Source organism: Risungbinella massiliensis, from assembly GCF_000942395.1.
GTDB lineage: Bacteria > Bacillota > Bacilli > Thermoactinomycetales > Thermoactinomycetaceae > Risungbinella > Risungbinella massiliensis.
In genome coordinates this window covers 1,018,318-1,032,265 of record NZ_LN812102.1, presented here as the reverse complement: position 1 = coordinate 1,032,265, position 13,948 = coordinate 1,018,318, and the positions used below count along the sequence as shown (strand labels likewise).

Here is a 13,948-nt window from a genome sequence, read left to right as displayed (position 1 = left end):
CTAGACGGTACTCGGGTTTAATCAATTCACTTGATCGGTTAAGATAATCGGCCCATCTGCTGTTAACGCGATGGTATGTTCATATTGGCAGGAGAGACTCCCATCCACTGTTTTGGCAGTCCATCCATCTTCTAGGACATGTACATGATGTTTTCCCAAGTTAATCATTGGTTCGATGGTAAAGACCATCCCTTCTTTCAAAATGGGACCTTTCCCCGCAGGTCCATAATGTGGTACCTCTGGTAACTCATGCATGCGTTGGCCGATTCCATGTCCGATAAAAGGGCGAACGACACTCATTCCTTGGGATTCTGCATATGTTTGGATTGCGTTTCCGATATCCCCAATTCGGTTGCCAACCTTAGCTTGCTCTATTCCTTTCTGGAGTGCAGTATGGGTCACGTTCATCAGTTTGGTAGCTTCTTCTGAAATCTCCCCTACAGCATAGCTCCATGCAGAATCAGCTAGCCAACCATCTAAGTTGACTACCATGTCGATGGTAATAATATCTCCATTCTGTAGAGGTTCTTTACGGGGAAACCCATGGCAGACCTCATCGTTGATCGAAGCACAGGTGGCATATTGATAGCCCATATACCCTTTCTGTTCAGGGATCGCGCCATGCTGCGCTAGATATTCCTCTACAAATTCTTCTATATCCCAGGAGCTCACACCCGGTTGAATCATACTACGGATTTGTTGATGACAGTTGGCGAGTAAGCGCCCAGCTTGATGCATTTTTTCGATTTGATCGGGTGTTTTCACTCAATCTCCTCCTAGTTTTTCTTAAATAAAAATACGATTCCAATACCCACCACACACACAGGCCAATATGAATTGAGGATGTTGGCAACAGGAGCTAAAAATTCGATCTGTCGAATCCCAGGCCAAGCAAAAAAACCGATACAGAGTAAGAGTAATCCGACTGCCAAGGTCATGTTATTATGGTTTAACATAAATTGAAGCAATAGGACAAGCCCAATCATCCCCACTAATACACTCCAGTGACTATCCCAATTCTTTACATAATTGATTCCCCAGATAAATAATCCGATTGATGCGAAGATGCCGCCAATTAGGGTCAGTTGGCTTTGTTTTTGCAAAAAGGAAACAAAAACGAGTACTACTCCTAACAAAAAGAGGAGAAAAGGCCAGGATATAAGGGATTTCACCTCGGCAATTCTTGCTTGTACTACCAGTAACAAAGCTCCCGCGATCACGAGAGCAAAACCAATTGCTTTCGTTTGCATATTGAACTCCTTGAAGTATTTATTTTATTGTGGAAAGAGGAAAATGAGACTATTCAGAAGAATCGCTCTGGGATTCTTTCATGAGACTCGCTACGTTGCTTTTGACTTAGGCGCTCCCTAAATCAAGATTATCATCTGCAGTGGTCTAATAAAATCTATTCTTTTTCTATACCCTTTTTAAGACAAGATGCTACTCTTTCTTCGTTTAAATGACACATTTCCATATTTGACCGACTAAAACCTTCTCCAAAAACAATTCCCTGTTTTTTCCTCGTCTCATTTCAGTCACATTCTGTTTTATGGGTTTTCAAAGGTCTGTGATATAATGAACAAGTTGAATTCACTAGAATCTCACAAAATACGGAGGGATTCTGATGCACATCTTGACGGTGGGTCTCAGTCATCAGACAGCGCCAGTGGAACTGCGGGAGCGTCTCTCGTTCTCAACAGACCGTCTCACTCTTGCTCTAAAACATCTTAGTGAGATGAAGAGTATCCTGGAGGCTGTCATTGTTAGCACCTGTAACCGGATGGAACTATACGTGGTCGTAGACCAATTGCATACAGGAGAATATTACTCTAAAGCATTCCTAGAAAACTGGTTCCAGCTCAATCGAAAAGAATTTGAATCATACTTATATGTAAAAAAAGAGCAAGCAGCAGTAGAGCACTTACTTCGTGTAGTAAGTGGTCTTGATTCACTCGTTTTAGGCGAGACACAGATTTTGGGGCAAGTAAAAGATGCGTTCCAACATGCTCTAGAAGCAAAATCGACTGGAACAATCCTTCATGAGTTAATGACAAGAGCTCTTCGATTTGGTAAGCGTGCTCATCGAGAGACCGAGATTGGACAAAATGCTGTCTCAGTTAGTTATGCTGCGGTAGAGCTTGGGAAAAAACTATTTGCGTCCTTTGAAGGGAAGACAGTAGCGCTGTTAGGTGCAGGTAAAATGAGCGAACTAACTGCGAAACACTTCCAAGCAAACGGTGCAACACGGGTATTAGTTCTCAACCGAACCTTAGCTCGAGCGGAGGAATTGGCACAAAAAGTAGGTGGCGAAGCGATGGAGCTTAGTCAACTACCAACTGCTCTTACCCAAGCAGATATAGTGGTCAGCTCGACAGGAGCAACCGAATATGTCATTACGGTAGATATGATGAAGGAGATTGCTCGCAAGCGATTTATGCCACTGTTTTTGATCGATATTGCGGTACCGAGGGATATCGAGCCTGCGGTTCATGAATTCGACCAAGTTTATCTCTACAATATCGATGATCTTCAAGAGATTGTCCAAGCCAATATGACATTACGCCAACAAGAAGCAACACGCATCGAAAAATGGATCGAACTAGAACTTGTAGAGTTTGCTGATTGGGTGAGCATGTTAGGGGTAGTACCGATTATCCGTGCAATGCGGGAAAAAGCAGTTTTGGTTCAAGAAGAGGCAATGGACCGAATCGAACGGAAGCTTCCAGAACTTACAGAGCAAGAATTGCGTGTGGTTCGGAAGATGACCAAGAGTATCATTAATCAAATGCTACGTGATCCTATTACTCGAGTCAAAGAGTTAGGAGATCATCCTAAACGTGAAGAAGCTCTCCAAATGGCAGCTTATCTGTTTGCTGTAGAAGAGGATTCTAAACTAGCAAAGTCAAAAGAAAAAGATTCGGTTGCAACTTCTGCTGTTGGACTAGTCCAGAAGTTCTCGTTGTCCTAAGGAGTAACAGGGAGGAGATTCTATGTTTCGAGATCAGTGGGGATTGGATTTTCTCCTCTATTTGTATGTGGTGAGTTTGCTGTTCTCGTTCGCGGACCTCATACAGCCCAATCCTCGAACACGAAAACTTTCTTCTGTGTTCTTAGGAGTGGTCTGGATTGGGATAACAATCCAATTCATTTCCCTTCCAATGGGATCAGGTACAATTCAGCCAAGTCTGATATTTGATTGGACGCTGATCACCATTGCCCTAGTAGCAAAGCGATTTTTTCGACGCGATTTGCTTTCGTTTAGCTTAGGAGCAATTGGGTTTGGCGTCCTGTTCTATTATATTTTTTTTGCGCAACCTGTTTCGGACCTAGAGCATCAACAGCTTTTTTCTAAGCTGATTATGCTGCATATTGCCCTCGCCTTTATGGCATATGCCACGTTTATCGTTTCAGGATTGGCTTCCGCTTTTTATTTGTTCTGCAATTCGCAGTTAAAAAAGAAAAAATGGAACCGATGGCTGATGCGACTTCCTAGTTTAGGACACCTACAATGGTTTTCTTACTGGCTTATCGCAGTCGGCTTTTTGTTACTTCTTATTTCTTTGCCTTTAGGTGTATTTTGGGCGATGGAAACATTACCACATTTTCAGATCTGGTCTGATGTGAAGATGTGGACTTCTTGTCTCGTATTGGTGTTTTATGGCTATCTTCTGTATACTTGGCTCGGATCTCCGTGTCCAGGTAAGAAACTAGCTCGGCTCAATTCCGTTGCTTTACTCTTACTGCTGATCAATTTCATAGTCTCAAAGACAGATTGGTCTTTTCATAATTGGTCGTAGACAACGAAGGGAGAACCTTAGATGAAAACCTGGGTAGTAGGATCCCGTAAAAGTCAACTTGCTCTTACCCAAACCAACTGGGTCATAGATCGTTTGAGAGAAGCTGATTCTGAAGTAGAATTTGAATTAGAAAAGATTGTTACCAAAGGCGATCGGATTTTAGATGTTACCCTTTCCAAAGTGGGCGGCAAAGGTCTTTTTGTCAAGGAGATTGAACAGGCTCTGTTGACGAAAGAGATCGATATGGCGATTCATAGCCTCAAAGATTTACCGAGTGTAATGACAGAAGGAACGATCCTCGGCGCAGTACCAGTACGAGAAGATGTACGAGATGTCCTATTATCTAAGGATGGAGTAACCTTAGAGGAATTGCCATCAGGAGCAATTGTGGGAACAAGTAGTCTTCGTCGTCAGGCACAAATTTTAGCAGTGCGTCCTGATTTGCGAGTCGAGTCTATTCGTGGCAATGTCGATACACGAATTCAAAAGATGAAAGATGGCTCATTTGATGCGATTATCTTGGCTGCGGCAGGCTTGAAACGTCTTAGCATGCAAGATCAAATAGTGGAGTATTTGGCGCCAGCGACAATGCTACCAGCAGTGGGACAAGGAGCCTTAGCAGTCCAAATTCGGGAGAACGAGCCAGAATTACTTTCCTTGTTACAACAGATACACTGTGAAAAAACATATCTAGCTGTGGAAGCAGAGAGAGCTTTCCTTCATACTATCGAGGGTGGTTGTCATTTACCGATTGCCGCCTATGCTCAAATTTTGGAGGATGGACAAGTCTCTCTAACTGCTCTTGTAGGAGATCCTTCTGGAGAAAAAATGATCTCTGACACTTTAATTGGAGAAGATGCAAGTGAACTCGGAAAGACGATGGCACAACATTTGATTGATCGTGGTGCCAAACATCTCTTGTCCCAAGTATGAGGTGTTCGAAATGAAACGATTGACTCCGACTGGGGTTCTTCAGGGATGGACGGTACTCGTCACCAGAGCAAAAAGCCAAGCGAGTGAGCTGTCTCAGTTGTTTCAAGAGATGGGTGCGAAGGTGAGAGAGTTTCCAGTAATTCGCTTTGATCCTCCTACGAACCGTGTGGTTCTGGATCAGGCACTCTCTATGCTATCTTCCTTTCAATGGTTGATTTTAACTAGTGTAAATGGAGTTGCAGCTTTTTTTGATCGTATGCAGGAAAAGCAAATTGCGCTAGCGGATTTGGAGAAATTAAAAGTGGTGGCGATCGGGCCCAAGACAGCAAAGGCCATTGAGTCCTATGGTGTCGCAGTAGACTATGTCTCACCAAATTTTCATGCTGAAGGATTGGTAGAGATGTTACGTCCTTTGGTACAACCGAATGATCGCATTCTTTATCCAAGAGCCAATCTAGCGCGAAATGTCATTCCAGAATCGTTACGAGAATTAGGTTGTCAGGTAGAACTTATTGATACATATGAGACGGTTTTAGATGGGGAGAATCGCCAGGAGATTTGGGAAGCTTTGCAACAAGGTGAAATCCAAGTTATCTCGTTTACCAGTTCTTCTACAGTCCGATCTTTTCATCGATTGCTCATAGAATTGGATGCTAACTATCAGTTCATTTTAAAACAGGTACGGATTGTCTGCATTGGACCGATTACTGCCAATACAGCAAGAGAGCTTGGGTTACCTGTCACAGAGATAGCAGACCCCTACACATTACAGGGAATGATAGAGGCTGTCATACGTTTACGAACGAAGGAGAATGAGAGAGATGAGAAACGACTTTACACGTCATCGTCGACTACGCCAAAATGAAACGATCCGCCGCATGGTACGAGAAAATCACGTACATACATCTGATTTGATCTATCCACTTTTCGTGGTAGAAGGGGATAACGTTCATCATGAGATTCCTTCTATGCCAGGGGTCTATCATTTTTCGTTAGATCTATTAGAAAAAGAAGTAGATGAAGTAGTTTCACTTGGTATCCCATCTATTATGGTCTTTGGTGTACCAAATGAAAAAGATGAGGTCGGGACACAAGCATCACATGAGGAAGGAATTGTACAACGAGCAATTCGTCAAATCAAAAAACAAGCTCCTAAGCTTAATGTGATGGCAGATACCTGTCTTTGTCAATACACCTCACACGGACATTGCGGTATTGTCGAACATGGAGAAGTGCTAAATGACCCATCTTTAGATCGATTGGTAGCAACAGCAATCTCTCAAGCACGAGCTGGTGCAGACGTGATCGCCCCATCCAATATGATGGATGGATTTGTTGCAGCAATTCGTCAAGGACTAGACGAGTCTGGTTTTGCTCACGTTCCGATCCTCTCTTATGCGATCAAATATTCCTCTAGCTTCTATGGTCCATTCCGTGATGCAGCTCATTCTACACCAGGGTTTGGAGATCGCCAAAGCTACCAAATGGACCCTGCCAATTCTCGGGAAGGGATGCGAGAGGCGACATCGGATGTACTAGAAGGTGCCGATATGTTGATGGTCAAACCTGGTATCTCTTACCTAGATATAGTCTCTAAGGTTCGTGAGGCATTTGATCTACCAATCGTAGCCTACAACGTAAGTGGCGAGTATTCGATGGTCAAAGCAGCTGCACAAAATGGCTGGGTAGATGAGAGGAAGATTGTATTAGAGATGATGACCAGCTTCAAGCGTGCTGGTGCTGATCTAGTCTTGACTTATCATGCCAAAGATATTGCAAAGTGGTTACAAGAAGAGCGCTACTAAGATCAAACTCCTCCTTTAGATGGAGGAGTTTTTTTGTTGATTCCGGTTAAAGGAGTTAGAATGGCTAGCTGACATTGTTCTAATTGGATGAAGCCCTTTTTTTATCGATGTTGTTTCTTGGTTCATAGCCTAAGCCTAACTATGTCACCTACAAATGAATCACGACATAAAATACCGGGACAAATCAATTAGGAGGCTTGATTCAAATGTATTACTACGAAGATGATCCATATTACATCCACCAGCGTCGCCCTGATTTTGATCGTGGGTTAGAAAGAAGAGTAAACGAATTAGAACGGATCGTACGTCAACAAGCTAGGCAAATTGACAGACTAGAGCGTAGAGTAGATCGCTTAGAACGTAGAGTAGGTACTCGTGCAACAGAAGAAGTATAAAAATGATTACCTCCCAATACTCGAATGATTGGGAGGTTTTTTCTTGCATTGAAAAGTACTGCTTTGACAAGGTTTTATTAGTTTTTTGTGAATGATCTATTTGTAATCTCTACATGATACAATAAAGAAGAATTATACTTTTATGAATACGGGGGATCTCTTATGAAGCTCTTGGTGTTAGGTGGTACGCAGTTTGTAGGTCGTTATATGGTCGAGGCGGCACTTTCCAAAGGTTGGGAAGTAACACTTTTTCATCGAGGCAAGACGAATCAGTCCCTCTTTCCAAACGTGGAGAGAATACTAGGAGATCGTGAGAATGAGCAGGATTTAGCAAAGTTAAAGGATCACAAATGGGATGCAGTCTTGGATGTATGTGGATTCACTCCAGACGTGGTACGGAAATCACTAGCTGTTCTGTCTCATGTTCCACACTATACTTATATATCCACCGTTTCGGTTTATCAAAATGGCTTTTATGAGAATCAAGTAACGGAAGATAGCCCGCTTGCTACGTTAGAAGAAGAGCGAGTTCTCGAGATTCGAAAGCAAGATAATTGGAAGGAGTATTATGGGGAGCTAAAAGCCTTATGTGAGAAAGCAACCTTAGAGTATTTTCCAGCCAATCATCTCATTATTCGTCCTGGTTTGGTAGTAGGTCCCTATGATCATTCCGACCGCTTTACCTACTGGGTAGAGAGAATTGCCGAGGGTGGGGAAGTCTTAGTACCAAAAGAGCTAGATAGTGTGCAGTTTATTGATGTCCGAGATCTAGCTAACTACACGATTCAAATGATAGAACAACGACAAATAGGGATTTTCAATGGAATCGGACCTGCGGAAAAGATGTCGATGAGACAATTTGTAGAGGAAACCAAAGTTGCCTTACAATCGAATGCTACCTTCACTTATGTGGAAGATTCCTTTCTCCTAGAATACAATGTTGGGATGTGGGTGGAATTTCCTCTTTGGATTCCAGGTGGTCGGCAAAGGTTTCTACCAGATAAAGCAATGAAGTCTGGACTTACACTGCACCCACTGAGTGAGACAGTGCAAGACATAAATGAGTGGTGCCAGACCAGGCAAGAGCAGGAGCGAAAAGCGGGACTGGACCGTAGGAAGGAACAAGGGATTTTAAAGGAATGGAACAGGAGTGAAAATCAGTAATTATGCTGTGTCCCCAATGCAAGTCAGATAATTTTACGGAAGGAAAAGTAAAACCGAAAGAGGTTATTAAATTTGGAGTAATTTGTGGGATCACTTTAATTGTTTTATCGCTGGCATTAGATGTTTTCGCAATTCTCTTTCAATGGGAACATGCTTTAAATTCTACTGATGAAAGGATACGTGCTGGTGCTATTAGTATATTCATTTTACCAGTCGTGTTCTGGTTTATTATGAGAAATCGAATCGCTTATGAATGTATAAATTGCCAGCATAAATGGTATAGCAAGTAGCGATATTCTTTGTTTATCAAACAAGGAGGATCATTTGATGACTTACTATGTATGCGGCACATGTGGAATACAATACTCTCCGACAGAGACCGAACCAGAACGCTGTATGATCTGTGACGAAGAGCGCCAATATGTGAACCACAATGGTCAATCTTGGACTACTCTAATGGAGATGCTGGAGTCTGGGTTTTACCAAAATGAAATTCTCCCAGAAGAAAAAGGGCTGTATAGCATTGTGACAAAACCAGAGTTTGCAATCGGTCAAACTGCCTACCTCGTTCAGACAGAGGGATTTGGGCTGTTGTGGGACTGTATCTCATATCTTGATGAAACCACTATAGAGAAAATAAATGAACTTGGCGGGATCGATGCAATCGCTCTTTCCCATCCACACTATTATGCTACTCAGGTAGAATGGGCAGAAGCGTTTGATGTACCAATCTATATACATGAGGATGATCAGCGGTGGGTGACACGCCCTAGTGAGCATATTCGTTTCTGGTCTGGTGATCAGTTAGAGCTAGCACAAGGAGTTACCATTCATCGATTAGGAGGGCATTTTGCTGGCGGTAGTGTCCTGCACTGGGCAAATGGTGATGAAGGAAAAGGTGTTATGCTAACAGGAGATATAATTACAGTAGTAGCAGATCGACAATGGGTTAGTTTTATGTATAGCTATCCCAATCTGATTCCTTTGCCAGCTAGTAAGGTGCGAGGGATAGCAGAACAGGTTAAGCCACTTGCCTTTAATCGTTTGTACAATGCCTTTCATCGGGTCGTCAAACAGAATGCTGCTCAATCTGTACAGAGATCAGCAGAACGATATATAGCTGCACTTGAAGGAAGATTATTCACAACATAAAAAATGTTATAACGATACTTAGATGATACATTGAAAGAAGAAAAAACGGACACATCCTAATGCGTAGTGTCCGTTTTTTTTGTTTTTCCGAATCTTTAAATAGGAGGGAGGTTGGTCATTTTTTATCTAAATCGATTTTTTATATAGACATAAGATTCTATCAGATATAGAATATATTATATATTTTATATCTATTGCCATTGATAGTTTATCGATGATAATAGATTTTGATCTAGTACCGATCCTGTTTTACGAAATCGATGGAAAGCGAGAGATAGTCTGTGCAAAGTCATTCTTTTTTGACGCATAATCCATTAAGGAAGCAAGCTTATGAGATCTTGAAAGAAGCAATTATTTTAAATCACCTGAGGGAGAAGGAAGCGATCCAGGAAAAAATGGCGAAAGAACGTTATGGGATCAGCCGTACTCCTTTTCGTGAAGCGATTCAAGCTTTGGAAGCAGATGGTTGGGTACAGACCATTCCATACAAAGGAACCTTTGTAAGTCCGCTGACTGTACAAGATATTGAAGAGATTTTTGAATTGAGGATTCTTGTAGAAGTTCATTTGTTAAAACAAAATCAAGATTCAATTACAACGGAGCAGATTCAAAAGCTGGAATATCTTCATGGGCAGATGCAGACCGCACATCGATTTCAAAATGAACAGGAGTTTATCAAATTCGACCGCGATTTCCATACTCTTTTAGCAGAGTTAGGGAATAACCGACGGATTCGTGCTCTTTATGATCAACTTTCCGATAACATGCGTCGGATTGGAATGAAGGTGCTTGCCAAAGAAAGACGGGCAGAAGAAGTGTTAGAAGAACACCAATTAATCATCGATTGTTTACGAAAAGGTACTGGGGAAACTGCTTTATATGAACATTTGTTGCGAACCAAAGAGACGTTTATTCAATTATTTGAGAGAAAGGGATGAGGAGATATGAATCTCTCTTTTTTACTAGAGGATGAAAGCGTTATCATTGATGTAAAAGGTGCCATTTGCATTGGTTATGCAGGTCGTAATCAAGAATTGGTGAAAGCACATATTGAAGAACTTGCGAAAGAAGGAATCGCTCCTCCACCAGAAGTGCCGATGGTATATCCAGTAAGTGATTTATTGGTTACACAGGAGGAGGAGGTACAAGTACTAGGAAACAAGACCTCAGGAGAAGTGGAGTTTGTGTTAATCCATCACCAAGACGAGTGGTATGTCACCTTAGGATCGGATCATACAGACCGAGAATTAGAAGCATACAGCATTCCTTATGCAAAACAAGCTACGCCTAAGCCAATTGCCAAACAACTTTGGAGAGTGGCAGATTGTACTGAACACTGGGATCAGCTCGTCTTAACTTGCGAAATCCAAGCGCAAGGTGGTCAGTGGGAAATATACCAATCTGGTACCGTTGCATCGATTTTATCTTTAGATGAAATTTTTGGCTTTCTAGAGAAGAAAGAAGCCCTTCATCCAAATGGGTCTACAGTAGTCTTTTCTGGAACAGTACCTGTTAAAGATGGTCATTTCCGCTTTGCTCCTAACTATCGTCTTACACTTCATGATCCTGTGCTAGATAGAGAGATTAAGTTGAATTATCAAGTAGAGGATATTTCGAAATAAGGAGGGGAACTTTTTGCGAATCGCCATTTGTCAGCTGAATGTATTGCAAGGGAAGTCAGAACAAAACGTCCAAGAAGCAGAAAAAGCGATTGCTATCGCAGTGTCCAAAGGGGCCGAAGTAGTTGTATTACCGGAGATGTGGAAGAGTGGGTATGATTTTTCCAATCTAGAGAAACATGTGGAACCAATGGAAGGAGAGACATGGAAGTGGCTCTCGAAACAGGCAAAACAACATCAAATTTGGTTAATTGGTGGCTCATATACCCTTCAAGAGGATGAAAAAGTATACAATGCTTCCTTTTCCTTTGATCCCAAAGGAAATTGTATCAATGATTATCGGAAACTTCATCTAATTGGGTTGATGAACGAAGATAAGTATTTAACAGGGGGGGAAACATATCAAACTTTCCCACTGGGAGATCATTTAGCTTCTGTCATTATCTGTTATGATGTTCGTTTCCCTGAATTAATTCGAACCTATGCCATCGAAGGGGCAAAGATCTTATTTGTTCCAGCACAGTGGCCGATTCAAAGGGAGGAGCATTGGCTGTCCCTCTTAAAAGCTAGAGCAATTGAAAATCAGATGTATGTAGTAGGAACCAATGTTTCTGGACGTAACGATCAAGATGTTTTCAATGGAAAGAGTATGGTGTTCGATCCTTGGGGGAACGTGGTCGCCGAAGGAGGAACGGAGCCAGAAATCTTGTTGGCTGATATTGATCTAACAAAAGTAGATGAAGTTCGCAACGCGATCCCAGTGTTCCGCGATCGTGTCTCACATTTGTATCGAATATAGAAAAATATATAGATAAAGGAGAGGAGTCTATTGGAGAAAAAGAAATCAAATGTTCGATGGTGGTTGGCGTTTGTTTTCTTCCTAATCGGATTGGTAGCTTACATGGATCGTTCCAACATTGCCGTGATTGCTCAACCTATTATGGAAGATCTCAATATGGACAAAGTGCAGTTTGGTTGGCTTGCCTCGTTCTTTTCTTTAGGTTATGCGTTAGCCCAGATTCCTTCAGGTATGCTGGCTGAAAAACTAGGGGCACGTAAAATTGTTACATATGCCCTCGTGTTCTGGTCTCTGTTTACCGCTTTGACAGCTACTGTAAAATCTCATGGTTTACTTTATGCCATACGTGGGTTGTTTGGAGTAGGGGAAGGTCCTATGTATCCCGGGAATGCAGTATTTAACACCTATTGGTTCACCAAAGGGGAGAAGGGACGCGCTGCTAGTGCACTCTTAGCAGGATCTTACTTTGGTCCTGTTATCGCACCGGTCATTACGATCGCTATCTATAACTGGATCGGTTGGGAAGGCGTTTTCTATGTATTTGCCGTGATCGGATTTCTCCTTGCTATTGTCTGGTACTTAATCGGTAGAGATAAACCCGAAGACCATCCTTGGGTGAACAAAGAAGAATTGGATTACATTGTAAAAAATCGCTCTGTCCAACAAGAGAAAAAAGAAGCTGCACCTTGGCGAAAACTATTGAAAAATGGTCGTTTCTGGGCGTTGGGCCTTCAATATTTTGTTGTCTTATATATCGTTACCTTTTTCTTAGTTTGGCTACCTACCTATCTTCAAGAAGTAAATAACTTTTCAATGGAGAAGATGGGATTTGCAGCTAGCCTTCCATGGCTTGCGATCTTCTTTACGGTCATGACAGGTGGAGCGATCTCGGATCGACTTGTGAAACAAGGAAAAAGTAAGTTTGTAGCTAGAGGAGTCTTAGCTATTGTAGGGCTGATCATGTTTTCGGTAGCGATGTATTTCGCTGCTTATAGTACGGATCCATGGATGAACGTACTATGGCTTACGATTGCCTTGGGATCACTCGGTTTCCCTGTCGTGATTTCATGGGCGACTTCCAATGATTTAGGGGAAGAGTACGCAGGCTCCGTTTCTGGATGGATGAATCTTTGGGGGAACATTGCTGCTTTCCTATCCCCGATCATCTGTGGATGGTTAGCACAAAATATCGGTTGGGAAGAAACACTTCTTGTCTCCATTGTTCCGATCTTGCTAGCAGTGGGAATGTGGTTTATGGTGAAACCTGATAAGTCTCTTGTGAACGAGATTAAATAGAAAAATACGCACTCCCTCGTGATTAAGTAGAGGAAGTGCGTTTTTTTTAATAATTTACTACTTTCTTTCCTTCGGTGATCTCTAAGAACTGGTCTTCCAAACTCTTTGTCTCTGGTTGAATTCCATAGACTGCGATGCCAGCTCGAACGAGCGCTTCGTTTACAACTGGGATCTGCTTTTCTTCTAAGTCTAGTAAAACTCCGTTTTTTGTGACTTTTATTGGTAGATCAGGTGCTTCATTTTGCAGGATGCTCATTACAGATTCTATCTCTTTTACTCGGAACAGGACACGATTCTCTCCTTCTTGCACGAATTCTTGAATCTCTTTTACGTCAACTAGTTGTCCATTCTGGATGATCGCGATTCGATCACACATTAATTCCATTTCACTAAGGAGGTGACTAGATACCAAGACTGCTAAGTTTTGCTCATGAGCTAATCGTTTGAGATGATCACGTAGTTCTCGGATTCCGCTTGGATCGAGTCCGTTTGTCGGTTCATCTAAGATGAGTAGTTTTGGGCGATGGAGCAGTGCTTGGGCGATACCTAAGCGCTGTCTCATACCGAGCGAATAACGTTTGACTTTTTCATGGATTCGCCCTTCCAGACCGACGAGCTTGGTTACTTCGGCAATTCGTTCTTCTTGTTCTTCTTTGTTACGGAATGAACGGGAGATTCTCGCATAGTGAAGAAGATTTCGGTAACCAGAAAGGAATTTATACATTTCTGGATTTTCTACAATGCCTCCTACTGATTGAATCGCCTGCTCAAAGTTTTGAGCAATGTTTTTTCCAGCGATCCACGCTTCTCCTTCACTGATCGACATTAGACCCATGATCATCCGAATGGTGGTCGTTTTCCCAGCGCCATTTGGGCCCAAAAATCCATATACTTCTCCTGGATATATTTCAAGATTTAGATCTTTTACTAGTGTTTTGGAGCCGATACGTTTGGTGAGACCTTTGGTTATCAAGATTGGTTTTGTCAT

At 42.1% G+C, this 13,948-nt stretch carries 16 protein-coding genes; 13 read left to right on the top strand and 3 right to left on the bottom strand.

The window, feature by feature from the left end; all coding sequences use genetic code 11:
* Positions 1-21 precede the first annotated feature (21 nt).
* Positions 22-765 (bottom strand): type I methionyl aminopeptidase, encoded by a 744-nt coding sequence (gene map / locus VJ09_RS05540; RefSeq protein WP_267904269.1) that lies wholly within the window; start codon positions 763-765, stop codon positions 22-24.
* Positions 766-776: 11 nt separating this feature from the next.
* Complete coding sequence (locus VJ09_RS05535; protein WP_044640608.1) at positions 777-1,250, bottom strand: hypothetical protein; 474 nt, start codon at positions 1,248-1,250, stop codon at positions 777-779.
* 374 nt (positions 1,251-1,624) lie between these two features.
* Here VJ09_RS05535 and hemA point away from each other — a divergent pair, with 374 nt between their 5' ends.
* From hemA to VJ09_RS05470, 13 genes are all read left to right on the top strand, one after another.
* Entirely contained in the window at positions 1,625-2,968 is a 1,344-nt protein-coding gene (hemA, locus tag VJ09_RS05530; RefSeq protein WP_044640607.1) for a glutamyl-tRNA reductase, read from the top strand.
* A gap of 22 nt (positions 2,969-2,990) precedes the next feature.
* Positions 2,991-3,797 carry a cytochrome c biogenesis protein CcsA gene (ccsA, locus tag VJ09_RS05525; RefSeq protein WP_052807231.1) on the top strand — a complete coding sequence of 269 codons (807 nt, stop codon included), beginning with the start codon at positions 2,991-2,993 and terminating at the stop codon, positions 3,795-3,797.
* Positions 3,798-3,818: 21 nt separating this feature from the next.
* Positions 3,819-4,730: a hydroxymethylbilane synthase gene (hemC, locus tag VJ09_RS05520; protein ID WP_044640606.1), complete on the top strand. Its 912-nt coding sequence runs from the start codon at positions 3,819-3,821 to the stop codon at positions 4,728-4,730.
* Between the two features lie 10 nt (positions 4,731-4,740).
* The gene (locus tag VJ09_RS05515; RefSeq protein WP_052807230.1) at positions 4,741-5,595 is read left to right on the top strand and encodes a uroporphyrinogen-III synthase; all 855 of its coding nucleotides are present in this window, start codon (positions 4,741-4,743) and stop codon (positions 5,593-5,595) included.
* Positions 5,552-6,535 (top strand): porphobilinogen synthase, encoded by a 984-nt coding sequence (hemB, locus tag VJ09_RS05510; RefSeq protein ID WP_407689972.1) that lies wholly within the window; start codon positions 5,552-5,554, stop codon positions 6,533-6,535. The genes VJ09_RS05515 and hemB overlap by 44 nt, the downstream gene beginning before the upstream one ends.
* Positions 6,536-6,741: 206 nt before the next feature.
* Positions 6,742-6,930, top strand: coding sequence for a hypothetical protein (locus VJ09_RS05505; protein ID WP_044640604.1), 189 nt, complete (start codon positions 6,742-6,744; stop codon positions 6,928-6,930).
* 162 nt (positions 6,931-7,092) lie between these two features.
* Complete coding sequence (locus tag VJ09_RS05500) at positions 7,093-8,094, top strand: NAD-dependent epimerase/dehydratase family protein (protein ID WP_044640603.1); 1,002 nt, start codon at positions 7,093-7,095, stop codon at positions 8,092-8,094.
* A 2-nt stretch (positions 8,095-8,096) separates the two neighbouring features.
* The gene (locus VJ09_RS05495; protein WP_044640602.1) at positions 8,097-8,384 is read left to right on the top strand and encodes a hypothetical protein; all 288 of its coding nucleotides are present in this window, start codon (positions 8,097-8,099) and stop codon (positions 8,382-8,384) included.
* A 37-nt stretch (positions 8,385-8,421) separates the two neighbouring features.
* On the top strand, positions 8,422-9,246 hold the full coding sequence (locus VJ09_RS05490) for an MBL fold metallo-hydrolase (RefSeq protein WP_044640601.1): 825 nt from the start codon (positions 8,422-8,424) through the stop codon (positions 9,244-9,246).
* 281 nt (positions 9,247-9,527) lie between these two features.
* A complete protein-coding gene (locus VJ09_RS05485; protein WP_044640600.1) occupies positions 9,528-10,184 on the top strand; it encodes a GntR family transcriptional regulator in 657 nt (218 codons plus the stop codon).
* 6 nt (positions 10,185-10,190) lie between these two features.
* A complete protein-coding gene (locus VJ09_RS05480; RefSeq protein WP_044640599.1) occupies positions 10,191-10,868 on the top strand; it encodes a DUF2848 family protein in 678 nt (225 codons plus the stop codon).
* A 13-nt stretch (positions 10,869-10,881) separates the two neighbouring features.
* Positions 10,882-11,664, top strand: coding sequence for a carbon-nitrogen family hydrolase (locus VJ09_RS05475; RefSeq protein WP_044640598.1), 783 nt, complete (start codon positions 10,882-10,884; stop codon positions 11,662-11,664).
* A 30-nt stretch (positions 11,665-11,694) separates the two neighbouring features.
* Entirely contained in the window at positions 11,695-12,960 is a 1,266-nt protein-coding gene (locus VJ09_RS05470) for an MFS transporter (protein WP_044640597.1), read from the top strand.
* 46 nt (positions 12,961-13,006) lie between these two features.
* Here VJ09_RS05470 and VJ09_RS05465 read toward each other — a convergent pair whose 3' ends face one another.
* Positions 13,007-13,948, bottom strand: coding sequence for an ABC transporter ATP-binding protein (locus tag VJ09_RS05465; RefSeq protein WP_044640596.1), 942 nt, complete (start codon positions 13,946-13,948; stop codon positions 13,007-13,009).